The sequence below is a fragment of the Pseudomonas sp. Ps21-P2 genome (genome assembly GCF_039672565.1).
GTDB lineage: Bacteria > Pseudomonadota > Gammaproteobacteria > Pseudomonadales > Pseudomonadaceae > Aquipseudomonas.
Map to the genome: position 1 here is coordinate 238,459 of NZ_JBDFPL010000004.1, position 26,897 is coordinate 265,355.

Sequence of the window (26,897 nt, forward strand, 5' to 3'; positions counted from 1 at the left end):
TTGCGTACGCGGTCTCCTTAAATTTCTGTAAGTGCAGGTGTATCGTGTCCGCCCCTCGCATCGTTCAAGGATGCGACCCGTCGTTTGAGGTTTTTTCGTACATGTCTTTTACCCGTCGACAGATACTCGGAGGTCTGGCCGGTCTTGCCGTGGTCGGGCTTGGCGCGGGCGGTGCCTCAAGGTATTGGCTGGGCAAGCGCGGGCCGGGCGAAGGGCACGATTACGAGCTGATCGCCGCGCCGCTGGACGTCGAGCTGGTTGCGGGACACCAGACGCCCGCCTGGGCATTCGGCGGTTCGGCGCCGGGCACTGAACTGCGCGTCAGGCAGGGCGAATGGCTACGGGTGCGGTTCATCAATCACCTGCCCGTTGAAACCACCATTCATTGGCACGGCATTCGGCTGCCGCTGGAGATGGACGGCGTGCCTTACGTCTCGCAATTGCCGGTCAAGCCGGGCGAGTATTTCGACTATAAATTCCGTGTGCCGGACGCTGGCAGCTATTGGTATCACCCCCACGTCAGCAGCAGCGAGGAGCTCGGTCGCGGGCTGGTCGGGCCGCTGATCGTCGAGGAGCGCGAGCCGACCGGGTTTGCCCACGAACGCGTGGTCAGCCTGAAGAGCTGGCACGTGGACGAGGAGGGCGCTTTCACCGACTTCAGCGTCATTCGCGAGGCCGCACGCGAGGGCACGGCGGGGCGATTGTCCACGATTAATGGCGTGCCACAAGGCGTCGTCGAGCTGCCTGCCGGGCAAATCACTCGGGTGCGCATTCTCAACCTGGACAACACGGTGACCTATCGCCTGAACCTGCCGGGCGCGGAGGCGATGATCTACGCCCTGGACGGCAACCCGGTCAAACCGCGCGCGCTGGGCAAGGATTACTGGCTGGGGCCGGGCATGCGCATCTGTCTGGCGATCAAGGCGCCTGCCGCCGGTGAAGAGATCTCCCTGCGCAACGGCCCCGTACGGCTGGGCACCTTTCGCTCGGTCGCCAACAACGATGCGCCGGGCAAATGGCCGCCTGAGCTGCCGGCGAATCCGGTCGCCGAGCCTGATCTGGCCAACGCCGAGAAGCTCAATTTCAATTTCGAGTGGGTCGGTTCAGTGTCGGTGAATGTCGACAACGGCAAACCGCCCAGCTTGTGGCAGATCAATGGCCAGGCCTGGGACATCACCGACAAGACCTGCGCCGACCGGCCGATCGCCAGGCTAGAACGAGGCAAGAGTTACATCTTCGAGCTGAAGAACATGACGCAGTATCAGCATCCCATTCACTTGCACGGCATGAGCTTCAAAGTCATCGCCTCCAATCGCAAGGACGTGATTCCGTACTTCACCGACACCTACCTGCTGGGGCGCAATGAGCGCGCGCGCGTCGCTTTGGTGGCGGATAATCCCGGCGTGTGGATGTTTCACTGCCATGTGATCGATCACATGGAAACCGGTCTCATGGCCGCTATCGAGGTCTCCTGATGCGTCAGCCGCCTATCATTGATCGCAGCCGCGATCAGCACTTCATGCGTGAAGCCCTGGCGCTGGCAGCGGAGGGTGCGTTGCTGGGCGAGGTGCCGGTCGGCGCGGTGGTGGTGCAGGACGGTGAAATCGTCGGCCGCGGTTTCAACTGCCCCATCAGCGGCAGCGACCCCAGCGCCCACGCCGAGATGGTCGCCATTCGCGCAGCGGCGCAGTCACTCAGCAATTACCGCCTGCCGGGCAGCACGCTGTACGTGACCTTGGAACCCTGCAGCATGTGCGCCGGTTTGATCGTCCACTCGCGCATCACCCGCGTGGTGTATGGCGCGACTGAGCCGAAAGCGGGGGTGGTGCAGAGTCAGGGCCAGTTCTTTACGCAGCCTTTCCTGAATCATCGCGTGCTGTTTGAAGGCGGGGTGCTGGGGGAGGAGTGCGGGACGATGCTGAGTGAGTTTTTCAGGATGAGGCGGGCGAAGGGGTAGTTCAGCGCGACGGCGAGCGGATTCTGGCGCTGACTAAAGCGGCGCTTTCTCTTCCGACGGCTTGGTCTTGTCTACCCCGGGCACATGCAGCGAGCCTTCCGCGACCTGGCCGCCTTCCATCTGCGGCTGCGTCACCCACGTCAGGATGTCGTAATAACGGCGGATGTTGGCGACGAAACTGACCGGTTCACCGCCCCTCGCATAGCCGTAGCGGGTTTTGCTGTACCACTTCTTCTGCGACAGACGCGGCAGCATCTTCTTTACGTCCAGCCACTTGTTCGGGTTCAGGCCTTCGCTTTCCGCCAGCTTGCGCGCGTCGTCCAGATGGCCAGTGCCAATGTTGTAGGACGCCAGCGCCAGCCAGGTGCGATCGGGCTCCTGAATCGAGTCGTCGAGCTGTTCTTTGACGTAGGCAAAATACTTGGCGCCGCCCTGAATACTCTGTTTGGCGTCGAGCCGATTGGACACGCCCATGGCCTGGGCCGTGCTCTGGGTCAGCATCATCAAGCCGCGCACGCCGGTCTTCGACGTCACGCCCGGCTGCCACAAGGATTCCTGATAACCGATTGCCGCCAGCAAACGCCAGTCGACCTGTTCAGCCTTGGCGGCGGTCTGGAAGTGCTTTTCGTACTTGGGCAGGCGTTCCTGCAAGTGCTGGGCGAAGGTGTAGGCGCCAACGTAACCGAGCACGTCGACATGCCCGTAATAGCGGTCTTTGAGCCGCTGCAGCATGCCGTTTTTCTGCATTTTGTCGAGATAGGCGTTGATCTCATTGAGCAGGCTGTTGTCATCGCCTAACGCCACTGCCCAACGCTGATCGCGGCCATCGCCGAGGTCGAAGCCCACGCGAACGTTGGGGAAATACACCTGATTCATCGCCAATTCGTTGGAGTCCACCAGGGTCAGGTCGATCTGGCCCTCGTCCACCATACGCAACAGGTCGACGACTTCGACCTGATCGGACTCTTCGTAGTTGATGCCGGGGTACTTGACCTTCAGCGCTGCCAGTTGCTCGGCGTGGCTGCTGCCTTTAAGCACGAGGATGCGCTTGCCGACCAGATCGGCCGGATCGGTGGGGCGCGACTGACCGTTGCGGTAAACGACCTGAGGGGTGACTTCAAGATAGGAGTGGGAAAAACGTACCTGCTTCGCGCGGTTTTCGCTGCTGACCAGACCCGCTGCCGCCAGCACCGGCCCGCCGGGTTTGCCCATCTGATCGAACAGGTCGTCGAGGTTGTCGGCGGCTTCGATTTTCAGTTCAACGCCCAGATCGTCGGCGAAGCGCTTCACCAGTTCGTACTCGAAACCGGTTTCACCGTTGCGGTCCTGAAAATAGGTCGCCGGGCTGTTGCGGGTGACGACGCGCAAAACGCCATCCTCCTTGACTCGTTCCAGCGTGTTGGGTTTCTCCACACACGCGCCGAGCAGCAGGAAGATTCCGGTTGCGATGAGCCACTTGGCACAGCGTGGGCGGAAATCTGATTGGGAAAACATCGGTGCAGTATACGCAAAGCAGCCATACCGCCATATCTCGACAGCGCGGGTCGCGTCTGATAGAGCAGAGGATTTTTTACCTTCCGACGCAGGCAAGCGCCCGGAGCCGACATTCGGGTGCATCCCATGCCGTGGTTTCGGGTGCCGACGGTGAGTGATTAGGCTAGAATGCACGGCCTCAAAGCACACCCCCTTCCCGAGGCTGTCCCGACGATGTTGATCCTGCGTGGTGCTCCCGCCCTTTCCGCCTTCCGCCACAAGAAATTACTTGCGCAGCTGAACGATAAAGTTCCGGCTGTCAGTGGCCTGTACGCTGAATTCGCCCACTTCGCTGAGGTCAATGGCGTCCTGACCGAAGACGAGCAGCAAGTGCTTGCCCGCCTGCTGAAATACGGTCCGAGCGTACCGGTGCAGGAGCCTGCGGGCCGCCTGTTCCTGGTCCTCCCGCGTTTCGGCACCATTTCGCCATGGTCGAGCAAGGCCACCGATATCGCGCGCAATTGCAGCCTGACCAAGATCCAGCGTCTTGAGCGCGGTATTGCCTTTTATGTAGAAGGCCAGTTCAGCGACGCCGACGCACAGCTGATCGCCGACGCGCTGCACGACCGCATGACCCAGATCGTACTGGGCGCGCTTGAAGAGGCCGCCAGCCTGTTCAGCCACGCCGAGCCCAAGCCGCTGATCGCCATCGACGTACTGGGTGGCGGCCGTGCGGCGCTGGAAAAAGCCAACGTCGAACTGGGCCTGGCCCTCGCCGAAGACGAAATCGATTATCTGGTGAACGCGTTCACCGGCCTCAAGCGCAACCCCCACGACATCGAACTGATGATGTTCGCGCAGGCGAACTCCGAGCACTGCCGTCACAAGATCTTCAACGCCAGTTGGGACATCGACGGCCAGAGCCAGGAAAAAAGCCTGTTCGGCATGATCAAGAACACCTATCAGATGCACAACGAAGGCGTGCTGTCCGCTTACAAGGACAACGCTTCGGTGATCGTCGGCAGCGTTGCCGGCCGCTTTTTCCCGAATCCTGAAAGCCGCGAGTACGGTGCGGTTCAGGAGCCGGTGCACCTTCTGATGAAGGTCGAAACCCACAACCACCCGACGGCGATTGCTCCGTTTCCGGGCGCAGCCACTGGCTCCGGCGGCGAGATCCGCGACGAGGGCGCAACCGGCCGTGGTGCCAAGCCGAAAGCCGGCCTGACCGGTTTCACTGTGTCCAACCTGAACATTCCGGGTTTCGAGCAGCCTTGGGAAAAGCCGTACGGCAAGCCCGAGCGCATCGTGACGCCGCTGGACATCATGATCGAAGGCCCGCTGGGTGGCGCGGCGTTCAACAATGAGTTCGGTCGTCCGGCCCTGACCGGTTATTTCCGTACCTTCGAGCAGTCGATCAGCACGCCACACGGCGATGAAGTTCGCGGCTACCACAAGCCAATCATGCTCGCAGGCGGCATGGGCAACATTCGCGAAGGGCACGTGCAGAAAGCCGAAATCACCGTTGGCGCCAAGCTGATCGTGCTCGGCGGCCCGGCGATGCTGATCGGTCTGGGTGGCGGCGCAGCTTCCTCCATGGCTACCGGCACCAGCTCGGCTGACCTGGACTTCGCCTCGGTACAGCGTGAAAACCCGGAAATGGAACGCCGTTGTCAGGAGGTCATCGACCGCTGCTGGCAGCTGGGTGAGGCCAACCCGATCGCGTTCATCCATGACGTCGGCGCGGGCGGTCTGTCCAACGCCTTCCCGGAACTGGTCAACGACGGCGGCCGCGGCGGCCGCTTCGAGCTGCGCAACGTGCCGAACGACGAGCCAGGCATGGCGCCGCTGGAAATCTGGAGCAACGAGTCCCAGGAACGTTATGTTCTGGCGGTCAGCGCCCCTGATTTCGAACGCTTCAAAGCCATCTGTGAACGTGAGCGTTGCCCGTTTGCGGTGGTAGGCGAGGCGACTGAAGAGCCGCAACTGACCGTCACCGACAGCCACTTCGGCAACAACCCTGTCGACATGCCGCTGGAAGTGCTGCTGGGCAAGGCCCCGCGCATGCACCGTTCGGCCGAGCGTGAAACCGAGCTGGGCGACGACTTCGACCCAAGCGCCCTCGACATCGAAGAAAGCGTGCAGCGCGTGTTGCATCATCCGGCCGTGGCGAGCAAGAGCTTCCTTATTACCATTGGCGACCGCAGCATCACCGGTATGGTCAATCGCGACCAGATGGTCGGCCCGTGGCAAGTGCCCGTGGCGGACGTCGCCGTCACCGCAACCAGCTTTGACGTGTACACCGGCGAAGCCATGGCGATGGGCGAGCGCACCCCGCTGGCCTTGCTGGATGCTCCGGCGTCCGGTCGCATGGCGATTGGCGAGACCCTGACCAACATCGCGGCGTCGAGCATCGGCAAGATCTCCGACATCAAGCTGTCCGCCAACTGGATGTCCGCTGCCGGCCACCCGGGCGAAGACGCGCGTCTGTACGACACCGTGAAAGCGGTCGGCATGGAGCTGTGCCCCGAGCTGGGCATTACCATTCCGGTGGGCAAGGACTCGATGTCCATGAAGACCCGCTGGAGCGACGAAGGCACCGAGAAAACCGTGACCTCGCCGCTGTCGCTGATCGTTACGGGTTTCGCACCGGTCACCGACATCCGCAAGACCCTGACCCCGCAACTGCGCATGGACAAGGGCCTGACCGATCTGATCCTGATCGACCTCGGCCGTGGCCAGAACCGCATGGGCGCGTCGATTCTCGCCCAGACCCACGGCAAGCTCGGCAGCGTCGCGCCGGACGTCGATGACGCCGAAGACCTCAAAGCTTTCTTCGCCGTCATTCAGGGCCTCAACGCCGACGGCCACCTGCTGGCCTATCACGACCGTTCCGACGGTGGCTTGATGGCGACCGTGCTGGAAATGGCGTTCGCAGGCCATTGTGGCCTGAACCTCGAACTCGACACGCTGACCGGCAAGCGCGAAAAAGTCGCGGCCATTCTGTTCAACGAAGAGTTGGGTGCAGTGATCCAGGTTCGCCAGGACGCCACGCCGCTCGTGCTTGCACAGTTCAGCGCTGCCGGCCTGGGCGAAGATTGCGTCGCCGTGATCGGCAAGCCGATTAACAACAGCGACGTGATCATCAGCCTGAGCGGCGACACCGTGTTCAAAGGTGATCGCCGCCTGCTGCAGCGTCAGTGGAGCGAAACCAGCTATCAGATCCAGCGCCTGCGTGATAACGCCGATTGCGCCGATCAGGAATTCGATGCGCTGCTGGAAGAAGACAACCCGGGCCTGAACGTCAAGCTGGGCTATGACGTCAACGACGACATCGCTGCGCCTTACATCAAGAAGGGCGTTCGCCCACAAGTGGCAGTGCTGCGTGAGCAGGGCGTTAACGGTCAGGTTGAAATGGCGGCTGCCTTCGACCGCGCCGGTTTCGCCTCGGTCGACGTGCACATGAGCGACATCCTCGCCGGTCGCGTCGACCTCAATGACTTCAAAGGTCTGGTGGCGTGCGGTGGTTTCTCCTACGGCGACGTACTGGGTGCCGGCGAAGGCTGGGCCAAGTCCGCGCTGTTCAACAGCCGTGCACGGGATGCGTTCCAGGGCTTCTTCGCCCGCAGCGACAGCTTCGCGCTGGGTGTCTGCAACGGTTGCCAGATGATGTCCAACCTCAGCGAACTGATCCCGGGCAGCGAGTTCTGGCCGCACTTCGTGCGCAACCGCTCGGAGCAGTTCGAAGCGCGCGTGGCGATGGTCGAAATCCAGAAGTCGGCGTCGATCTTCCTGCAAGGCATGGCCGGCTCGCACATGCCGATCGCCATCGCGCACGGTGAGGGTCACGCCGAGTTCAAGACCCCTGAAGCGCTGATTGAAACCGATCTGTCCGGCACCGTTGCCGTGCGTTTCGTCGACAATCACGGCAAGGTCACTGAAACCTATCCAGCCAACCCGAATGGCTCGCCCCGTGGTATCGCGGGTCTGACCACGCTTGACGGTCGCGTCACCATCATGATGCCGCACCCTGAGCGTGTGTTCCGCGCCGTGACCAACTCGTGGCGTCCGGATGAGTGGGCTGAAGATGGCGCGTGGATGCGCATGTTCCGTAACGCGCGCGTCTGGGTTAACTGACCGCTGATGTACAAGCTGGCCTTCTTTGTGCCACCGAGCCATGTGGAGCAGGTCAAAAGCGCGTTGTTCGCCGCCGGTGCGGGGCGAATCGGCGCGTATGACTGCTGCTCATGGCAGGTGCTCGGGCAAGGCCAGTTTCGCCCGCTGGACGGCAGTCAGCCGTTCATCGGGCACGCCGGCGAGGTCGAGCAGGTTCAGGAATGGAAGGTCGAGCTTGTCGTGTCAGATGAGCTGATCGGGCAGGCGGTTGCTGCGTTGAAGGCCAATCATCCTTACGAAGTACCGGCTTATGACGTGTGGAAACTGGAAGATATCTAGCTTTCCCCGCAGCCTTGCTTTGGATCGAGGCTTTCTGCATGACCCCCGCAGATACTTACGGCCTGATCTCGATCATCGTGCCGTCTTTCACCAGATCCCACACCTCACGAATATCGCTGTTGCGCATCGCGATGCAGCCGTTCGTCCAGTCGAGCGTGTGGAAATACCACTCCGGGTAATCGTCATTGATCGGCGTACCGTGGATCATGATCATACTGCCGGGCTTCACGCCTTCGCGACGGGCGCGTGCGGCATCGGAAATGTTGGGGTAGGAAATGTGCATCGACAGGTTGTAGGCGTCGCTGGTCTTGCGCCAGTCGAGCCAGTAGAAACCTTCCGGTGTGCGCTGGTCTCCCTCTTGCAGTTTCGGTCCGATGGGCGCTTTGCCCAGTGAGATTCGATAGGTCTTCAGCGCCTCGCCACGGCTGATCAGCTGCAGCTGATGCGCGGATTTGAGCACCAGCACCTTATCGATGGTCCGGTCCGCGATGTTCTGGGTGTCGACAACCTTACCGCCGACGAACTTCTGTTCGCTGCCTTTGGGCACGATGGTCTGAGTGAACGCAGCCTGGGACATCGGCACAACCGACAGGCATAAAACGGCAAGCAACCAACGCATGAAAAGGGTATCCCTGAAGCCTGCGCGGCAATCGCGCGCCGTCGTCTTGATCAAGTGGTTTTATGAGGAGGTGTGACGGACAGGCAATCGGTGTGCACCTGGAAATCCTGCTGCCGCCGGTCGCGGAAAAAGCATTCTAGGGTACGTCTGACGGTCTGGAAAGCCAGCTCCGACCACGGGATATCGGCTTCGTCGAACAACTTCACTTCCAGGCTTTCGATGCCGGCCGCGAACTCCGGTCTGACCAGGTTCGAGCGGTAGAAGATGTGCACCTGGTTGATGTGCGGCACATCGATCATTGAATACAGCTGCAGGTCCTCGACCTCCGCGCAGGCTTCTTCAAGTGTCTCGCGGCGCGCGGCCTGCTCGACACTTTCGCCGTTTTCCATGAAACCGGCGGGTAACGTCCAGTAACCCAGTCGTGGTTCGATGGCGCGACGGCACAGCAACACTTTCTCGCCCCACACCGGCACGACGCCGGCCACGATGTTGGGGTTCTGGTAGTGAATGGTGTCGCAATGTTCACACACGTAACGCGGGCGGCTGTCGCCCTCGGGGATACGCTGGATGACCTGTTCGCCGCAGTTGCTGCAGAATTTCATGATCGAATCGGGTTCCTGTTGGCAGCGGCTATCTTGAGCTGTAGCGCGGGTGGACGGCAAGAGGCGTCTTGCGCGGGCGGGTTGTCCTACAAGACTTGGGCGCATCTTCGCTTTGGTGCATGATGCCGGGCAGGCAACCGATCGAGAATTCCCATGCTGGATGAGCTACTTCACCGTATGAGCAGCCACACGCCGGTGATGCTGGAAACGGACGCGCGCTTTCCCGAAGCCGCCGTGCTTCTGCCCATCACTCGCAGCGCAGAGCCCGAACTGGTGCTGACCCTGCGCGCCAGCGGCCTTTCGACCCACGGCGGCGAAGTGGCCTTTCCGGGCGGACGGCGTGATCCGGAAGACCCTGACCTGATCTTCACGGCGCTGCGCGAAGCCCAAGAGGAAATCGGTTTGCCACCGGGTCTCGTGGAGGTGATCGGCCCGCTGAGTCCGTTGATCTCCAAGCACGGCATCAAAGTGACGCCCTACGTCGGCGTTATTCCCGACTTCGTTGAATACACCCCTAATGATGGCGAGATCGCGGCGGTCTTCAGCGTGCCGCTGGATTTCTTCCGCCAGGATGCGCGCGAACACACCCACCGCATCGACTATCAAGGGCGCAGCTGGTACGTGCCGAGTTACCGCTTCGGCGAGTACAAGATCTGGGGCCTGACCGCGATCATGATCGTCGAGCTGATGAACCTGTTGTTCGACAGCGGCATCGACCTCAACGAACCGCCCAAACGATCAATCATCCACACGCTGAAATCCTGAGCCACGGCCGCGCCGAGCGATGAGAACCGAGCCATGAGAACCGAGCCATGAGGAGCAGACCATGAAGTACCGGCTGGGCGATGCCCGCGTCGACGCGCACGCCAGCAGTTGGATCGCGCCGACAGCCACTGTCATCGGTAATGTGCGCTTGCAGGCCAACGCCAGCGTCTGGTTTGGCGCCGTGCTGCGCGGCGACAACGAGCTGATCGACATCGGCGAGAACAGCAACGTGCAGGACGGCACCGTCATGCACACCGACATGGGCTCGCCGCTGACCATCGGCCGCAACGTGACCATCGGCCACAACGCGATGCTGCATGGTTGCAGCGTGGGTGACAGCACGCTCATCGGCATTAACTCGGTCATCCTCAACGGCGCGAAGATCGGCAAACACTGCATCATCGGCGCGAATTCACTGATCGGCGAAGGCAAAGTCATTCCTGACGGTTCACTGGTCATGGGCTCGCCGGGCAAGATTGTCCGCGAGCTGACTGACGCACAGAAGCAGATGCTCGACGCCAGCGCCGCCCACTACGTCCACAACGCCCAGCGCTACGCGCGTGACCTGGCCCCGCAGGAAGATTGATGTCCAGCGCCGAACCCCCCATCCATGCAGCACCCGTCGATGAACAGCCGATCCGTGAAAAGCCGGTCCGCTCGCCCTGTGTGAGCATTTGCGCACTGGACGACGCCGACATCTGCACCGGTTGCCAGCGAACCGTGGCCGAGATCACCGGCTGGAGCCGAATGGACAACCAGGCGCGCCGTGCCGTGTTGCTCGCCTGCGATGAGCGGGCGAGGGCGAGCGGGATGATGTTTCAGGTGAGTGGCAACAGCCCTCGACGTTGAATCAACCCTGCGCCGCTGCATCCCATTCCCCGGCCTTCATGGTAAATTGCGCGCCTTTCTACCTGCGGTTGCTTGCACACGGCGAGCAACCCTCGACCTGCTCCACGAGGACCTGAGATGACTCAAATCGGAACTCCACTGTCGCCGACCGCGACCCGCGTTTTGCTCTGCGGTTGCGGCGAGCTTGGCAAGGAAGTGGTGATCGAGCTGCAACGCCTGGGCGTTGAAGTGATCGCCGTCGACCGTTACGCCAACGCTCCGGCGATGCAGGTCGCGCACCGCAGCCACGTGATCAATATGCTCGACGGCGCCGCCTTGCGTGCGGTCATCGAATCCGAGAAGCCCCATTACATCGTCCCGGAAATCGAAGCCATCGCCACCGCGACCCTGGTGGAGCTGGAGTCCGAAGGCTTCACGGTCATTCCGACGGCCCGCGCTGCGCAGCTGACCATGAACCGCGAAGGTATTCGTCGTCTGGCCGCTGAAGAGCTGGACCTGCCGACCTCGCCGTATCACTTCGCCGACACCTTCGAAGACTACAAAAAAGCCGTCGAAGACCTGGGCTTCCCGTGCGTGGTCAAGCCGGTGATGAGTTCGTCGGGCAAAGGCCAGAGCCTGCTGAAAACCGACGCTGACATCCAGAAGGCCTGGGACTACGCCCAAGAAGGCGGTCGTGCCGGCAAAGGCCGGGTGATCATCGAAGGCTTCATTGATTTCGATTACGAAATCACTTTGCTGACCGTGCGTCACGTCGGCGGCACCACCTTCTGCGCGCCGGTCGGGCATCGTCAGGAGAAGGGCGACTATCAGGAATCGTGGCAGCCCCAAGCCATGAGCCCGGTCGCATTGGCCGAGTCCGAGCGCGTCGCCAAAGCGGTAACCGAAGCGCTGGGTGGCCGTGGCCTGTTTGGCGTCGAGCTGTTCATCAAAGGCGATCAGGTGTGGTTCAGCGAAGTCTCGCCGCGTCCCCACGACACCGGTCTGGTCACGCTGATTTCCCAGGACCTGTCGCAGTTCGCGCTGCACGCCCGGGCCATTCTCGGTCTGCCGATCCCGCTGATTCGCCAGTTCGGGCCATCGGCGTCGGCGGTGATTCTGGTCGAAGGTCAATCGACCCAGACGGCGTTCGCCAACCTGGAACAAGCCCTGAGCGAACCGGACACCGCGCTGCGCCTGTTCGGCAAGCCCGAGGTCAATGGTCAGCGCCGCATGGGCGTGGCTCTGGCCCGTGACGAGTCGATCGAAGCGGCCCGTCGCAAGGCCACTCGCGCTTCGATGGCGGTGAAGGTCCAGTTGTAAGCTTTACGCTGAATAGAAACGGCGCCCTCAGGGGCGCCGTTTTTGTTTGGCTGTTGCGTCGCTAAAAAAGAGATCCGGTGTGATCAGGCAATCGTATCCAGGTCTGCGTGCCGGGTTTCTTTCAGGCACAGCACGGCGATCACGCTGATCAATGCCGCCGCCGAGACATACCCGCCGACCCAGCTCAGGCCGCCCATTTCCACCAGCTTCTGTGCGAAGAACGGCGCGACCGAGGCACCGACAATGCCACCGATGTTGTAGGCCGCCGACGCGCCGGTATAACGCACCCGCGTAGGAAACAGCTCCGGCAACATCGCCCCCATCGGCGCGAAGGTGACGCCCATGAGAAACAGCTCGATCGACAGAAACAGCGTCACCGCCCAAGTCGTGCCGTGGGTCAGCAAGGGCTCCATCAGAAAGCCCGACAGGATCGCCAGCACGCCGCCGATCACCAGCACCGGCTTGCGACCAAATCGATCACTCGCCAATGCCGAAAGCGGCGTCGCCAGGGCCATGAACAGCACCGCAAAACACAGCATCGCCAGAAACGACTCGCGGCTGTAACCCAAGGTTTTCACCCCGTAGCTTAGCGAGAAGACGGTGGAAATGTAGAACAGCGCGTAGCACACCACCATTGACGCTGCCCCCAGCAGCATCGGCTTCCAGTACTGACCGAACAGTTCGGCAATTGGCAGTTTCACACGCTCATGGCGGGCGATGGCCTTGGCGAAAACAGGCGTTTCCTCAAGCTTCAGCCGCACGTACAGCCCGATGATGACCAGCACGGCGCTGAGCAGAAACGGCACGCGCCAGCCCCAGGAGCGGAATTGCTCGTCGTCCAGCGTCATCGCCAGCGTCAGAAACAGCCCGTTTGCTGCAAGGAAACCGATGGAAGGACCCAACTGCGGAAACATGCCGAACCACGCACGTTTGCCCTTGGGCGCATTCTCGGTGGCCAGCAGCGCCGCGCCGCCCCATTCGCCGCCCAGTCCGAGGCCTTGGCCGAAGCGCAGCACGCAGAGCAGAATCGGCGCCCATGAGCCGATGGCGTCGTAACCCGGCAACACGCCGATCAGCGTGGTGCAGACGCCCATGAGCAACAGGGAGGCGACCAACGTCGATTTGCGGCCGACACGGTCACCGAAGTGGCCGAACAGCGCCGAGCCCAGCGGACGTGCGAGAAAGGCGATCCCGAACGTTAGAAACGCCGACAGCATCTGTGCGGTGCTGGAAGTTTGCGGAAAGAACACCGGGCCGATCACCAGCGCGGCGGCTGTGGCGTACACGTAGAAATCGTAGAATTCGATCGCGGTGCCGATGAAGCTGGCGGTGGCGACGCGGGCCGCGGAGTTAGCGGGGCGGGTTTCGCTCTCGTCGCGGGTTGGACAGGCAGAAGTCATGGTCATGCGGATATCCCTGGCAGTCGTATCGCCTGTCAGCGGGAGACGAAATTTCGTGCGCGCGCTGCGGCAATCGTAATTGTTGTTTTGGGTCCAGCGCTGAACAGATTAGCCCGGATGCGGGCAAAGGCGCGTGGCGTGCTCGGGATGGGAGCGAAGGCCAGGGTGTCGCGTGAGCGGTCAGGCTGTGTGACTGGCCGGATCGCGCGTTGTGCGGGTAGCACGCGGATCGGCGGGGCTGGGTAAGCGGATCGATTATAGGAAGGGGATTGGCGCGGAAACAAGTGTTTCAGGGCGCCGCCTGCCTGTTTATATCACGTCTTCAGATCACGTCTTTGGTGCGGGTGTTCAGCCACATCAGCACCCGGCTCACCCGGTTGTCCTCGGTCTCGAGGATTTCCAGGCGGTAGGGCCCGATCTTCAGGCAGACCGCGCTGTTGGGGATCGTCTCCAGCGCTTCGGTGATCAGCCCGTTGAGTGTTTTGGGGCCATCGGAGGGCAGATGCCAGGCGAGGCTTTTATTCAAATCGCGAATCGAAGCCGCCCCATCAATCACCAGACGCCCGTCAGGCTGCGGCTGTATGTGCGGGTTATCGAGGGCTTGCTCGCTTTCGAATTCACCGACGATCTCTTCGAGAATGTCTTCGAGGCTGACGATGCCCAGCACCTCGCCGTATTCATCGACGACCACGCCCATGCGCCGCTGCTGCTTATGGAAGTTGAGCAGTTGCATCTGCAGTGGCGTGCTTTCCGGCACAAAGTACGGCTCGTAGCAGGCGGCTTGCAGTGCCTCTTTGGTCAGTTCGTTGCGCGGCAGCAGGTGGCTGATCATCCGCGTGTTGAGCACGCCTTCCACCTGATTGATGTCGTTGTGGTAGACCGGCAGACGGGTGTGCCGGGAGATGATCAGCTTGTCGATGATCTCTTCGATGGTGTCGTCGAGGTTGATGCCGTCGACTTCGCTGCGCGGCACCAGGATGTCGTTCACGGTCATGCGGTCCAGCGCGTAGATCCCGGAGATCACGTGGGCGCGGCCATACTGGCTTTCGTTGTCCTGATAGACCGTCGGGTGCGCGTCGTCATCGTCATCGACGCTGTCTGGCCGACGCTTCGACAGAAAAGGGCGCAACAGCGTTTTGGCGATGTTCTTGTAGATCCAGGTCAGCGGCTGCAACAGGCGAACCGGGATGCGCAGCACGTTGTTGCCCAGCAGCAGAATGGATTCGGGGCGACGCGCCGCCAGCTTTCGCGGAATGAATTCGGTCACCACCACCAGCACGCTGGCGACGCCCAGCCAGGCAATCAGCGGACCGTGGAAATACCAGTGGCCGATGGCAAGTAACGTGGCGAGGACGGTAATCAGCGCCTTGAGCAGCGTGTTGCCGAGGATGAGGCTGTTGAGGTTGAACGCCAGAACTGGCTTCGGTGGTTCGTTGGAGCGGGGGTTGACCGGCATTGCCCTGAGATTGTGGTGCGCAGCCTCGACCGCACTGAATAGCCCGGACCAGAGGGTGAGCAGGGCAAGCAGCGTGAGCATTGTGCCGACCGGCAGATTATCCATGATCAACGCCCGTCAGATGTGCAGGATGTATTCACGAACGAGCTTGCTGCCGAAATAGGCGAGCATCAGGAGCAGGAACCCGCCCAGGGTCCAGCGGATCGCCTTGTGGCCGCGCCAGCCCAGATGATGGCGTCCCCACAGCAGCACACTGAAGACGATCCACGCCAGGATCGACAGCAGGGTTTTGTGCACCAGATGCTGGGCAAACAGGTTTTCGACGAACAGCCAGCCGGAAATCAGCGACATCGACAGCAAGACCCAGCCGGCCCAGAGGAAGCCGAAGAGCAGGCTCTCCATGGTTTGCAGCGGCGGGAAGCTTTTGATCAGGCCAAGGGGGTGTTTGTTTTTCAGCTGATGATCCTGCAACAACAGGAGCAGCGACTGGAACACCGCAATGGTAAACATCCCGTAAGCGAGGATCGAGAGCAGGATATGGCTGATGATGCCGTGTTCTTCAATGATCGGCTGCAGAGTGCCGGAGGGCGCAAACTGCGCCATCAGGGTCGTCAGCAGCCCCAGCGGGAACAGGAGGATCAGCAGGATTTCCACCGGGAGACGAATGCACGCGAGCATGGTCACGATGATCACGGAGACAGCGATCAGGCTGGCGGCACTGAAAAAGTCCAGACCCAGGCCGATAGGGCGCACCAGTTGGCCGAACAGGGCACTGGCCTGGCAGGCAACGGCAAGGGTGCCGATCAGGCACAGCAGCCATTTGTCGGCCTTTTGGCCCTGACGCAGGCGCATACCCTGGTAGACGGTCGCAGCGGCGTAGAAGACGGCGGCGGCGAGGCTGAAGAGCAAACTCGGTGACAAGGGGGACATAGATCCTGTTGGGCGTGCCCGAAAGCGGGTGAGTTTGGCATATAACGCGCATTCCACGAAAGACTAGAGAAGCAGACGCCGTGGTGTCCGTGCGCCGGAGTCTTCGCTATAATCCGCGGCCTGCTCAAGCCACAGGCTCGCCGATCGCTGTTTCAGCCGCCTTTATAGCGTCGCTATTATTAATAGCCATCCTGTAAAGCGCAGGCGTCGCGATGTCGGCAGCCGACTGAAAAGGCCGCTACGGGCCGGGCCGCATCAATCGGGGTTCAGCACGAACCCAAAGGATCACGCATGTTTGAAAATCTGACAGATCGTCTCTCGCAGACGCTGCGCCAGGTCACTGGCAAGGCCAAGCTGACCGAGGACAACATCAAGGACACACTGCGTGAAGTGCGTATGGCGCTGCTTGAAGCCGACGTCGCCTTGCCGGTTGTCAAAGACTTCGTTAATCGCATCAAGGAGCGCGCCGTCGGCACCGAGGTGTCGCGCAGCCTGACGCCGGGCCAGGCGTTCGTGAAGATCGTCCAGGCCGAGCTGGAAGAGATGATGGGGGCGGCCAACGAAGAGCTGACCCTCAACGTCACGCCGCCGGCGGTCATTCTGATGGCCGGTCTGCAAGGTGCGGGCAAGACCACCACTGCCGGCAAGCTCGCCCGATTCCTGAAAGAACGCAAAAAGAAAACCGTGATGCTGGTGTCGGCGGACGTTTACCGTCCCGCCGCGATCAAGCAGCTGGAAACCTTGGCCAACGACATCGGCGTGACGTTCTTCCCGTCCGACATCAGCCAGAAGCCGGTCGACATCGCCGAAGCGGCTATTAAAGAAGCCAAGCTCAAGTTCATCGATGTCGTGATCCTCGACACCGCCGGTCGTCTGCACATCGACGCGGAAATGATGGGCGAGATCCAGGCGCTGCACGCGGCGGTCAAGCCGGCCGAGACGCTGTTCGTGGTCGACGCCATGACCGGCCAGGATGCCGCCAACACCGCCAAGGCCTTCGGTGACGCGCTGCCGCTGACCGGCGTGATCCTGACCAAGGTCGACGGTGACGCCCGTGGCGGTGCTGCGCTGTCGGTGCGCGCCATCACCGGCAAGCCGATCAAGTTCATCGGTATGGGCGAGAAGAGCGAGGCGCTGGAGCCGTTCCATCCCGACCGTATCGCATCGCGCATCCTGGGCATGGGCGACGTGCTCAGTCTGATCGAGCAGGCCGAACAGACCCTCGACAAGGACAAGGCCGACAAACTGGCCAAGAAGCTGAAGAAGGGCAAGGGCTTCGACCTCGAAGACTTCCGCGATCAGTTGCAACAGATGAAGAACATGGGCGGCCTGGGCGGGCTCATGGACAAACTGCCAAGCATCGGCGGCGTTAATCTGTCGCAGATGGGCAACGCGCAAAGCGCCGCCGAGAAGCAGTTCAAGCAGATGGAAGCCATCATCAACTCGATGACCCCGGCCGAGCGTCGCGACCCTGAGTTGATCAGCGGTTCACGCAAACGCCGTATCGCCATGGGTTCCGGCACCCAGGTGCAGGACATCGGTCGTCTGATCAAGCAGCACAAACAGATGCAGAAGATGATGAAAAAGTTTTCGACCAAGGGCGGCATGGCCAAGATGATGCGCGGCATGGGCGGAATGCTGCCCGGCGGCGGCGGTATGCCCAAAATGTAAATTGCATCGCGCGGGCGTTATTCCCGCGCGTTCTTCATTGGGGCAACCGTCCCGGTGGCCTGCTCAGGCAGGCACTCACTGCCGTCATCCCTGACGGCTCCATGGCAGATCTAGGTGGCCCGACGGCGTACGCCGGAAAAAGTCATTTGCAAAAATCCGGATATTCCTTAGAATATGCGGCCTTTCGGGCACCCATGCCCGCTGTGCATCTTAGATTTGCAGCACCGACTACAGGAAAATTGTTCAATGCTAACAATCCGTCTTGCCCTTGGCGGCTCTAAAAAGCGCCCGTTCTACCACCTGACTGTCACCGACAGCCGCAACCCACGTGACGGTTCCCACAAGGAACAAATCGGTTTCTTCAACCCGGTTGCCCGTGGTCAGGAAATCCGTCTGTCCGTGAACCAAGAGCGTCTGGCCTACTGGCTGAGCGTTGGTGCACAACCTTCTGAGCGTGTTGCTTCGCTGTTGAAGGAATCTGCTAAGGCTGCGGCCTGAGCAATATGAACGCGACGCCAGCTTCCGCCGACGATCTGATCGTCATCGGCAAGATTTACTCGGTACACGGCGTTCGCGGCGAAGTGAAGGTGTATTCCTTTACTGATCCAACCGAAAACCTGTTGCAGTACAAAACCTGGACGCTCAAGCGCGAAGGCAATGTGAAACAGGTCGAGCTGGTCAGTGGACGCGGGAACGACAAGTTCCTGGTCGCTAAGCTCAAGGGTCTTGATGATCGTGAAGAAGCTCGTCTTCTGGCCGGTTACGAGATCTGCGTGCCACGCAACCTGTTCCCTGAATTGACCGACGGCGAGTACTACTGGTACCAGCTTGAAGGTCTGAAGGTCATTGACGGTCTTGGGCAATTGCTCGGGAAGGTCGATCATCTTCTGGAAACCGGCGCCAACGATGTAATGGTGGTCAAACCCTGCGCAGGCAGTCTGGACGATCGCGAACGCCTTTTGCCCTATACGGAGCAATGCGTGTTGGCAGTTGATCTGGTTGCAGGCGAGATGAAGGTGGAATGGGACGCGGATTTCTAAGCAATGGCCAGCCTGCGCATAGAAGTCATCACGCTGTTTCCCGAGATGTTTTCCGCCATCAGCGAATACGGCATTACCAGCCGTGCGGTGAAACAGGAGCTGTTGCAGCTCACCTGTTGGAATCCGCGGGATTACACCACTGATCGACATCACACTGTGGACGATCGCCCGTTTGGCGGTGGCCCTGGCATGGTGATGAAGATCAAGCCCCTCGAAGATGCTCTGGTTCAGGCCAGGCAGGCGGCGGGGGATGCGGCGAAGGTAATTTACCTGTCGCCACAAGGCCGCAAGCTGGATCAGTCTGCGGTACGCGAACTGGCGCAGGAAGAAGCACTTATCCTGATTGCCGGTCGTTATGAAGGCGTCGACGAGCGTTTCATTGAAGCTCATGTCGATGAAGAGTGGTCGATTGGCGACTATGTGTTATCTGGCGGTGAGCTGCCGGCCATGGTCCTGATAGATGCGGTTACGCGACTGCTGCCTGGAGCTTTAGGGCATGTAGATTCCGCGGAGGAAGATTCCTTCACGGATGGTCTGCTGGATTGCCCGCACTACACCCGCCCGGAGGTGTATGCGGATCAGCGTGTTCCCGACGTATTGCTTAGTGGCAATCACGCACACATCCGGCGTTGGCGTTTACAGCAGTCCCTTGGGCGGACCTATGAACGACGCGCCGATCTTCTGGAAAGCCGCTCGCTTTCTGGAGAAGAGAAGAAGCTGCTGGCGGAATACCTCCGCGAGCGGGACGATAGTTAACGTATCGATGGTAAATCAGACCGGTTTACCTTAGGAGCACAGCATGACTAACAAAATCATCCTTGCACTCGAAGCAGAGCAGATGACCAAAGAGATCCCTCCCTTTGCCCCGGGCGACACCATTGTCGTTCAGGTGAAAGTGAAGGAAGGCGACCGCGCTCGTCTGCAGGCGTTCGAAGGCGTTGTTATCGCCAAGCGTAACCGTGGTGTGAACAGTGCTTTCACTGTTCGTAAAATCTCCAACGGTGTTGGCGTTGAACGTACTTTCCAGACCTACAGCCCGCAAATCGACAGCATGGCTGTGAAACGTCGCGGCGACGTTCGCAAGGCCAAGCTGTACTACCTGCGTGACCTGTCCGGTAAAGCAGCTCGCATCAAGGAAAAACTGGTTTAATCCCAGTCTTCCCATGCGAATGAAGAAGCAGCCTACGGGCTGCTTTTTTGCTTTCTGGCATCTGGTTTTGTCCCGCCTGCGCAGGTATGAAAGACTGCTCCCCGCTTTTCACCACTCAAGTCAGAACCCATGCCCGCCATTGACCATCCCATGATCGACCGCTTTCTCGACGCTCTGTGGCTGGAGAAGGGGCTGTCGGACAACACGCGCGATGCCTATCGCAGCGACCTCGCGCTGTTCAACGGCTGGTTGCAGGAAAAAGGCGTGGACCTGATGAGTGTCAGTCGCGAAGCGATTCTCGACCACCTGGGGTGGCGGGTCGACAACGGCTACAAGCCTCGCTCCACGGCGCGTCTGCTTTCCGGCGTGCGCGGCTTCTATCGTTACTTGCTCAGAGAAAAGCTGATTGCGGTCGACCCGACGTTGCAGGTCGACATGCCGCAGCTGGGTAAGCCACTTCCCAAATCCTTGTCCGAAGCCGATGTCGAAGCGTTGCTCGCCGCGCCCGACCTGAGCGACGCCATTGGTCAACGCGACCGGGCCATGCTGGAAGTGCTCTACGCCTGCGGCCTGCGCGTGACCGAGCTGATCAGCCTGACGCTTGAGCAGGTCAACTTGCGCCAGGGCGTGTTGCGCATCATGGGCAAGGGCAGCAAGGAGCGTCTGGTGCCGATGGGGGAGGAGGCCATCGTCTGGGTCGAGCGTTACATGCGCGACGCTCGCCATGAGTTGCTCAACGGTCGGCCCAGCGACGTGCTGTTTCCCAGTCAGCGCGGTGAACAGATGACCCGCCAGACCTTCTGGCATCGCATCAAGCACCAGGCCAAAGTCGCCGGCATCGGCAAATCGCTGTCGCCCCATACTCTGCGTCACGCCTTCGCCACCCACCTGCTCAACCACGGCGCCGACCTGCGCGTGGTGCAGATGCTCCTCGGCCACAGTGACCTGTCTACGACGCAAATCTACACCCATGTCGCCCGCGCGCGGTTGCAGGAAATGCATACGAAGCACCATCCTAGGGGATAGAGGACTTCAGTAATTTACGATGTGTCGTACATCAGCGGGCGTCGGCCTCGCGAGCCTTATGTGATAGGCTTTGCCGGTTTCGCAGATCAAGGCCCTGAAAATCTCCCGGTGCTTTTCCGCCACCCGTTTTCAGCTTGGCCCGTCTGCTCACCGCTCGAGGAGTTTTCATGCGCGTCACTCGTTTTCTCGGTGCTGCCGTTGTAGCGCTGGCCAGCTCTTTCAGCCTGTTTGCCCACGCCGACGAGGCGTCCGACAAAGCCATTCGCAAGACCCTGGAATCGCTGAATCTGGAGATTCCCGTCGAGAGCATTTCCAGCAGTCCGTTGAACGGCCTTTACGAAGTGAATCTAAAGGGCGGTCGCGTTCTGTACGCCAGCGCCGACGGTCAGTTCGTCATGCAGGGCAACCTGTACCAGATGCAGGCCGGCAAGCCGGTCAACCTGACCGAGAAGGTCGAGCGTCAGGCGATTTCCAAGACCATTAATGGCATTCCTGCCGCTGAAATGGTCGTCTACCCAGCCGTGGGCGAGACCAAATCCCACATCACGGTGTTCACCGACACCACCTGCCCGTACTGCCACAAACTGCACGCCGAAGTGCCGGAGCTGAACAAGCGCGGCATCGAAGTGCGTTATGTGGCGTTCCCGCGTCAGGGTCTGGGCTCGCCGGGTGACGAACAACTTCAGGCCGTCTGGTGCTCCAAGGACCGCCGCGGTGCAATGGACCGCATGGTCGATGGCAAGAATATCCAGGCGCCCAAGTGCGACAACCCGGTCACCAAGCAGTTTGAAATCGGCCAGTCCATCGGCGTGAACGGCACACCGGCCATCGTGTTGGCCGACGGTCAGCTGATTCCGGGCTACCAGCCGGCGCCACAAGTGGCCAAACTCGCACTGAGTGCCAAGTAATTTCGTTTATCGCAGCCTCCTGCGGTAAACATTGAAGCGGCCTGTCCGTAGCGCTTCATCAATAGCGAGCCGTGCTGAATGCGGCTGATTCCACGGCCGGCCTCGCGTCGGCCGTTTTATGGGGAGTTCATAGTGAAACCGGTCAAAGTAGGCATCTGTGGGCTGGGTACTGTCGGTGGCGGTACCTTCAATGTGCTAAAGCGTAACGCCGAGGAAATTGCCCGCCGTGCCGGGCGTGGAATCGAAGTGGCGCAGATTGCCATGCGTACACCAAACCCCAATTGCCAGATTACCGGTACCCCGACCACGACCGACGTGTTCGACGTGGCAAGCAACCCTGAAATCGACATCGTCATCGAGCTGATCGGTGGCTACACCATCGCCCGCGAACTGGTGCTCAAGGCCATTGAAAACGGCAAGCACGTGGTCACCGCCAACAAGGCGCTGATCGCCGTGCACGGCAACGAAATTTTCGCCAAGGCCCGGGAGAAGGGCGTCATCGTGGCTTTCGAAGCGGCGGTGGCGGGCGGTATCCCGGTGATCAAGGCCATTCGTGAAGGCCTGTCGGCCAACCGCATCAACTGGGTCGCCGGCATCATCAACGGCACCGGCAACTTCATCCTCACCGAGATGCGCGAAAAGGGCCGCACCTTCCCGGACGTCCTGGCTGAGGCGCAGGCGCTGGGCTATGCAGAAGCCGATCCGACCTTCGACGTCGAAGGCATCGACGCGGCGCACAAGCTGACCATTCTGGCGTCCATCGCCTTTGGCATCCCGCTGCAATTCGACAAGGCCTACACCGAAGGCATCACCAAGCTGACCACCGCCGACGTGAATTACGCCGAAGCGCTGGGCTACCGCATCAAGCATCTGGGCGTCGCCCGCAGCACGCCGAGCGGTATCGAGCTGCGCGTTCACCCGACCCTGATCCCGGCGGACCGTCTGATCGCCAACGTCAATGGCGTGATGAACGCCGTGATGGTCAACGGCGACGCCGCCGGCTCGACATTGTTCTACGGCGCAGGTGCCGGCATGGAGCCGACCGCTTCATCCGTCGTGGCTGATCTGGTCGATGTGGTTCGTGCCCTGACCACCGACCCTGAAAACCGCGTTCCGCATCTGGCCTTTCAGCCCGATTCGCTGTCCGCTCACCCGATCCTGCCGATCGACGCGTGCGAAAGCGCGTACTACCTGCGCATCCAGGCCAAGGATCATCCCGGCGTGCTGGCCCAGGTGGCAAGCATTCTGTCCGAGCGCGGCATCAACATCGAATCGATCATGCAGAAAGAAGTCGAAGAACATGACGGCCTGGTGCCGATGATTCTGCTGACCCACCGCGTGGTCGAGAAACGCATGAACGATGCGATCGAAGCGCTGGAAGCGCTGGAAGACGTTGCCGGACCGGTTGTGCGCATCCGCGTCGAGCATCTGAACTGAGACGAGCCGCAAGCGTTAAGCGGCAAGCTGCAAGTAACAGCAAACTTATATCGCGGTGAGCTTCGGGCCCCGGGCTGCAGGTCAAAGACAAACCGTTTTGACTTGCAGCTGGCCTCTTTGAGCTCGCCGCCCAAACCGAAGGTTTGAAAAATGCGCTATATCAGTACCCGCGGCCAGGCACCGGCCCTGAATTTCGAAGATGTGCTGCTGACCGGTCTGGCAAGCGATGGCGGTCTGTATGTGCCGGAAAACCTGCCGCGCTTTACGCAGGAAGAGATCGCGTCCTGGGCCGGCCTGCCTTATCACGAGCTGGCTTTTCGCGTGATGCGTCCGTTCGTGACGGGCAGCATCCCCGACGCGGATTTCAAGAAGATTCTCGAAGAAACCTACGGCGTGTTTTCCCACGCTGCGGTTGCGCCGCTGCGTCAGCTGAACGGCAACGAGTGGGTATTGGAGCTGTTTCACGGGCCGACCCTGGCGTTCAAGGATTTCGCCCTGCAACTGCTGGGTCGTCTGCTGGACTATGTGCTCGAGAAGCGCGGCGAACGCGTGGTCATCATCGGCGCCACCTCGGGTGACACCGGCTCGGCCGCCATCGAAGGCTGCCGTCGTTGCGATAACGTCGACATCTTCATCCTGCACCCGAACAACCGCGTGTCCGATGTTCAGCGCCGCCAGATGACCACCATCTTCGGCGAGAACATCCATAACATCGCGATCGAAGGCAACTTCGACGACTGCCAGGAAATGGTCAAGAACAGCTTCGCCGACCAGAGCTTCCTCAAGGGCACGCGTCTGGTCGCGGTGAACTCGATCAACTGGGCGCGGATCATGGCCCAGATCGTTTACTACTTCCACGCGGCGCTGCAGTTGGGCGGCCCGGCGCGTTCGGTGGCGTTCTCCGTGCCGACCGGCAACTTCGGCGACATCTTCGCCGGTTACCTCGCTCGCAACATGGGCTTGCCGATCAGCCAGCTGGTGGTTGCCACCAACCGCAACGACATCCTGCACCGCTTCATGAGCGGCAATCAGTACGTCAAGGAAACCCTGCACGCCACGTTGTCGCCGTCGATGGACATCATGGTGTCGTCCAACTTCGAGCGTCTGCTGTTCGACATGCACGGTCGCAACGGCGGGGCGATTGCCGAGCTCATGGCCAACTTCAGGCAGGGCGGCGGTTTCAGCGTTCAGGAAGACCGCTGGACCGAGACCCGTAAGCTGTTTGATTCGCTGGCGGTCAGTGACGAAGACACCTGCAAGACCATCGCTGAAGTGTTCGCCAGCACCGGCGAGCTGCTCGATCCGCACACCGCGATCGGCGTGAAAGCCGCGCGGGACTGCCGCCGCAGCCTGGACACGCCAATGGTGATCCTGGGAACGGCGCATCCGGTCAAGTTCCCGGACGCCGTGCTGAAAGCCGGTGTAGGAAAAGCGCTTGAGCTGCCTGCACATTTGTCTGATTTGTTCGAGCGAGACGAGCGCTGCACTGTTCTGCCAAATGACCTCAAAGCCATGCAGGCCTTTGTCAGCCAGCACGGTAATCGTGGCAAACCTCTCTGACCGTATCGCCGTGTAACAACTAAGGCCCGCCTCGCAGCGGGCCTTGTTTTTTCTGCGTGCCACACTTCCGAAGAATTTTCTTTTTTCGGTATAAGCCCGTGGTTGTTAAACATTTTTACTCAGCGGCATTTTGCAGCCGCATCCCGAATCTCCAACCGGCGCTGTGGGCGTTGCTGATGCTCATGTGCATCTGCAGTCGCGCAGGCCATGCAGCTGAGAACTTGCGGTTCGGCCTGAGCGCGCCCTTCGTGGCGCAGCAGCCGCTTGTTCTTGACGAGGCGGACCGCCAGTGGCTGAACGCACGGAAGGTGCTGAGAGTCGGCATTTCCGTTGCTGACCATGAGCCCATCGACATCACCACCGACCATAATCGCTATCAGGGCATCAGCGCGGATTACCTGAGCCTGATCAGTGCGCGGCTTTCCATGCCCGTGCAGATACGCGGGTTCGCAAAGCGCGCCCAAGCGGTCAACGCATTGCTGGCCGGAGAAATCGACTTGCTGACCAGCGCCAACGGTTTCGAGCGAGAAACGTCCGGACTGGCATTCAGCCGGGACTACATTCCTGACCGAACAGTGGTATTTGGCAGAGGCAACGACGCTGACCTGCACCCTTCGCTGAGAGGAAAGCGCGTGTTGCTGCTGGACGGTTATGCGGACGAAGCGCAGGTTCAGCGGCTCTATCCGGACAGCGAGATCGTCGTCGCGCCCACGCTGTACAGCGCGATGGAGGCACTGGCGAACGACTCCGCCGACGCATTCATTGCCAATGAGCTGACGGTGCGGTCTTACAGCCTGTTGCGGCCTTACCTCGGTTTACAGACCAAGTTCGACAGCCTGCTGCCATCCACAGGCTTTTCATTTGCATTCCGGGAGCAAGACTCGACGCTGCGGGCGCTCTTCGACCGAGCGCTGGAAGGCGTGGACGACGCTGTCATCCGTGAAATCCAGGGGCGCTGGACCCTCGGGTTGGGCGCCGATCTTGCCCGACGGCAGGTGAACATCAACGCGATCGAACGGCGGTGGATTCGCAGACATCCGCAGGTCATCGTCGCCTCCACCCAGCACCCTCCCTACGTCTACAAGGATGCTCAAGGTCGCTGGGTGGGTTTGAACGTGGATGTGCTCGCGCGTATTTCGCGAATGACCGGTTTGCAGTTCGTGTATCAGGAATCGGCCTCGACCGAAGATTTGCTGGAGACGTTGACGGACGGCAGTGCACACATGAACACCACGCTGGCCGAAAACCCGGAACGCAAAGGGCTGTTGAATTTCACCTACGCATTTGGCGGCAACAACTGGGTCTTTCTCGTGCACGCTGACAGTAACCCGTCCTTCCAGCTGTCGGACATGACCGGCAAGGTGCTGGCGCTTCCCGCACGACACGCGTTGCTCGGGTTCATTCAGCAACGCTATCCGCATATCCAGCTCAAGCTTGTGGCGACCTATGAGGATGCCCGCCGACTAGTGGAGAAGGGCGACGCCGACGCGACCATCCAGAACGAGGCCGGCGCGTGGTTGTATCCATTGGGCGAGCTGAAGGTCGGACGCAGCGTCGAGGGCATGTGGTCGCCGGACAAATTTTCGGTCGTCAGAAGCCAGCCCGAATTGCTCGGCATACTCAACAAGGCTCTGGAGGAATTCCCGGTGGCTGAAATGCGTGCGATCCGCCTGAAATGGCTCGGCGCGGCGAATCCTCACCCCTCGGTCTGGAACCGCATTCCCGCCTGGATATACTGGCTCACTGGCGCTTCCTTACTGCTGGGGCTGGTGTCACTGGCCTGGAGCAGCCGCCTGAAGTTTCAGATTCACCAGCGGCAGCGCGCCGAGGCGCAACTGGGTGACCAGCTTGCCTTCAAGCGGATACTGCTCGACGGCATCCCCAATCCGATTTACGTGCGTGATCTTCAGGGCCGTCTTGTCGCCTGCAACCGCAGTTATGAGGAAATTTTCGGCATCAGTTACGAGCAATTGCAGGGTCGTCGCCTGATCGATGTTGACCTCATTCCCGGCGACCTCGCCCAGCAGATGCACGCTGACTACATGAAAATGCTGGAGACGCGGGAGCGTGTGTTTACCGAGCGGGTACTGCGGCTGGGCGGACGTCAGATCGACGTCTCGGAATGGACGGCCCCCTTCCACCGCGCGGACGGTCAGCTGCAGGGCTTGCTCGGCGGCTGGATGGACATCAGCGAACGCAAGCGTCTGGAAGGTGAGTTGCACGATGCCCGTCTTGCGGCCGAGCAGGCGGCAGGCCAGTTGAAGGCGTTGCTCAACGACCTGGAGCAGGCGAAGACGTCAGGG

Annotated in this window: 23 protein-coding genes and 1 pseudogene; 18 read left to right on the forward strand and 6 right to left on the reverse strand. The window is 60.8% G+C overall.

Annotated elements, in window-relative coordinates:
- The first annotated feature begins 101 nt into the window (after positions 1–101).
- Together ABEH28_RS12165 and tadA are read left to right on the forward strand one after the other, a co-directional pair.
- Positions 102–1,475 carry a multicopper oxidase family protein gene (locus ABEH28_RS12165; RefSeq protein WP_282370272.1) on the forward strand — a complete coding sequence of 458 codons (1,374 nt, stop codon included), beginning with the start codon at positions 102–104 and terminating at the stop codon, positions 1,473–1,475.
- Positions 1,475–1,957, forward strand: a complete 483-nt coding sequence (gene tadA, locus ABEH28_RS12170) for a tRNA adenosine(34) deaminase TadA (RefSeq protein WP_346630042.1) — start codon at positions 1,475–1,477, stop codon at positions 1,955–1,957. Before ABEH28_RS12165 ends, tadA begins: the two co-directional genes overlap by 1 nt.
- Before the next feature lie 33 nt (positions 1,958–1,990).
- Here the strand turns inward: tadA and mltF are convergent, their stop codons facing one another.
- Positions 1,991–3,451: a membrane-bound lytic murein transglycosylase MltF gene (mltF, locus tag ABEH28_RS12175; RefSeq protein WP_346630043.1), complete on the reverse strand. Its 1,461-nt coding sequence runs from the start codon at positions 3,449–3,451 to the stop codon at positions 1,991–1,993.
- A 213-nt stretch (positions 3,452–3,664) separates the two neighbouring features.
- Between mltF and purL the strand changes: the two genes are divergently transcribed.
- Positions 3,665–7,564 carry a phosphoribosylformylglycinamidine synthase gene (gene purL, locus ABEH28_RS12180; RefSeq protein WP_346630044.1) on the forward strand — a complete coding sequence of 1,300 codons (3,900 nt, stop codon included), beginning with the start codon at positions 3,665–3,667 and terminating at the stop codon, positions 7,562–7,564.
- Between the two features lie 6 nt (positions 7,565–7,570).
- Positions 7,571–7,882: a YqfO family protein gene (locus tag ABEH28_RS12185; RefSeq protein WP_346630045.1), complete on the forward strand. Its 312-nt coding sequence runs from the start codon at positions 7,571–7,573 to the stop codon at positions 7,880–7,882.
- Between the two features lie 55 nt (positions 7,883–7,937).
- On the opposite strand, the gene ABEH28_RS12190 is transcribed toward ABEH28_RS12185, so the two are convergent.
- The gene (locus ABEH28_RS12190) at positions 7,938–8,501 is read right to left on the reverse strand and encodes a L,D-transpeptidase family protein (protein ID WP_192170762.1); all 564 of its coding nucleotides are present in this window, start codon (positions 8,499–8,501) and stop codon (positions 7,938–7,940) included.
- A 50-nt stretch (positions 8,502–8,551) separates the two neighbouring features.
- On the reverse strand, positions 8,552–9,103 hold the full coding sequence (locus ABEH28_RS12195; protein ID WP_192170763.1) for an NUDIX hydrolase: 552 nt from the start codon (positions 9,101–9,103) through the stop codon (positions 8,552–8,554).
- Between the two features lie 153 nt (positions 9,104–9,256).
- Between ABEH28_RS12195 and ABEH28_RS12200 the strand changes: the two genes are divergently transcribed.
- From ABEH28_RS12200 to purT, 4 genes are all read left to right on the forward strand, one after another.
- Positions 9,257–9,868, forward strand: coding sequence for a CoA pyrophosphatase (locus ABEH28_RS12200; RefSeq protein WP_192170764.1), 612 nt, complete (start codon positions 9,257–9,259; stop codon positions 9,866–9,868).
- A gap of 61 nt (positions 9,869–9,929) precedes the next feature.
- Positions 9,930–10,454: a gamma carbonic anhydrase family protein gene (locus ABEH28_RS12205; protein ID WP_192170765.1), complete on the forward strand. Its 525-nt coding sequence runs from the start codon at positions 9,930–9,932 to the stop codon at positions 10,452–10,454.
- Positions 10,454–10,717: a DUF1289 domain-containing protein gene (locus ABEH28_RS12210; protein WP_346630046.1), complete on the forward strand. Its 264-nt coding sequence runs from the start codon at positions 10,454–10,456 to the stop codon at positions 10,715–10,717. Before ABEH28_RS12205 ends, ABEH28_RS12210 begins: the two co-directional genes overlap by 1 nt.
- A 117-nt stretch (positions 10,718–10,834) precedes the next feature.
- Positions 10,835–12,016: a formate-dependent phosphoribosylglycinamide formyltransferase gene (purT, locus tag ABEH28_RS12215; RefSeq protein ID WP_172610874.1), complete on the forward strand. Its 1,182-nt coding sequence runs from the start codon at positions 10,835–10,837 to the stop codon at positions 12,014–12,016.
- An 83-nt stretch (positions 12,017–12,099) separates the two neighbouring features.
- Here purT and ABEH28_RS12220 read toward each other — a convergent pair whose 3' ends face one another.
- The 3 genes from ABEH28_RS12220 to ccsA all read right to left on the reverse strand — a co-directional run bounded on the left by ABEH28_RS12220 (position 12,100) and on the right by ccsA (position 15,802).
- The gene (locus tag ABEH28_RS12220) at positions 12,100–13,416 is read right to left on the reverse strand and encodes an MFS transporter (RefSeq protein WP_192171048.1); all 1,317 of its coding nucleotides are present in this window, start codon (positions 13,414–13,416) and stop codon (positions 12,100–12,102) included.
- Positions 13,417–13,738: 322 nt separating this feature from the next.
- Positions 13,739–14,977 (reverse strand): transporter associated domain-containing protein, encoded by a 1,239-nt coding sequence (locus tag ABEH28_RS12225; RefSeq protein ID WP_346625569.1) that lies wholly within the window; start codon positions 14,975–14,977, stop codon positions 13,739–13,741.
- Positions 14,978–14,989: 12 nt separating this feature from the next.
- The gene (ccsA, locus tag ABEH28_RS12230; protein ID WP_192170768.1) at positions 14,990–15,802 is read right to left on the reverse strand and encodes a cytochrome c biogenesis protein CcsA; all 813 of its coding nucleotides are present in this window, start codon (positions 15,800–15,802) and stop codon (positions 14,990–14,992) included.
- A gap of 291 nt (positions 15,803–16,093) precedes the next feature.
- On the opposite strand from ccsA, the gene ffh reads away from it, so the two are divergent.
- From ffh to ABEH28_RS12280, 10 genes and pseudogenes are all read left to right on the forward strand, one after another.
- Complete coding sequence (gene ffh / locus ABEH28_RS12235; RefSeq protein ID WP_122535068.1) at positions 16,094–17,473, forward strand: signal recognition particle protein; 1,380 nt, start codon at positions 16,094–16,096, stop codon at positions 17,471–17,473.
- A 246-nt stretch (positions 17,474–17,719) separates the two neighbouring features.
- Positions 17,720–17,971, forward strand: coding sequence for a 30S ribosomal protein S16 (gene rpsP, locus ABEH28_RS12240; protein ID WP_037012442.1), 252 nt, complete (start codon positions 17,720–17,722; stop codon positions 17,969–17,971).
- A 5-nt stretch (positions 17,972–17,976) separates the two neighbouring features.
- The gene (gene rimM / locus ABEH28_RS12245; RefSeq protein ID WP_037012440.1) at positions 17,977–18,513 is read left to right on the forward strand and encodes a ribosome maturation factor RimM; all 537 of its coding nucleotides are present in this window, start codon (positions 17,977–17,979) and stop codon (positions 18,511–18,513) included.
- A gap of 3 nt (positions 18,514–18,516) precedes the next feature.
- Entirely contained in the window at positions 18,517–19,269 is a 753-nt protein-coding gene (trmD, locus tag ABEH28_RS12250; protein ID WP_192170770.1) for a tRNA (guanosine(37)-N1)-methyltransferase TrmD, read from the forward strand.
- Between the two features lie 43 nt (positions 19,270–19,312).
- A complete protein-coding gene (gene rplS / locus ABEH28_RS12255; RefSeq protein WP_037012438.1) occupies positions 19,313–19,663 on the forward strand; it encodes a 50S ribosomal protein L19 in 351 nt (116 codons plus the stop codon).
- Between the two features lie 129 nt (positions 19,664–19,792).
- Positions 19,793–20,689 carry a site-specific tyrosine recombinase XerD gene (gene xerD / locus ABEH28_RS12260; protein ID WP_108120893.1) on the forward strand — a complete coding sequence of 299 codons (897 nt, stop codon included), beginning with the start codon at positions 19,793–19,795 and terminating at the stop codon, positions 20,687–20,689.
- A gap of 167 nt (positions 20,690–20,856) precedes the next feature.
- Positions 20,857–21,597 carry a bifunctional protein-disulfide isomerase/oxidoreductase DsbC gene (gene dsbC / locus ABEH28_RS12265; protein ID WP_192170775.1) on the forward strand — a complete coding sequence of 247 codons (741 nt, stop codon included), beginning with the start codon at positions 20,857–20,859 and terminating at the stop codon, positions 21,595–21,597.
- 132 nt (positions 21,598–21,729) lie between these two features.
- A complete protein-coding gene (locus ABEH28_RS12270) occupies positions 21,730–23,034 on the forward strand; it encodes a homoserine dehydrogenase (RefSeq protein ID WP_108120894.1) in 1,305 nt (434 codons plus the stop codon).
- Positions 23,035–23,184: 150 nt separating this feature from the next.
- Complete coding sequence (gene thrC / locus ABEH28_RS12275) at positions 23,185–24,594, forward strand: threonine synthase (protein WP_346630047.1); 1,410 nt, start codon at positions 23,185–23,187, stop codon at positions 24,592–24,594.
- 176 nt (positions 24,595–24,770) lie between these two features.
- Positions 24,771–26,837 (forward strand): annotated as a pseudogene (locus ABEH28_RS12280) (transporter substrate-binding domain-containing protein); the annotation flags it as partial.
- Positions 26,838–26,897: the final 60 nt, after the last annotated feature.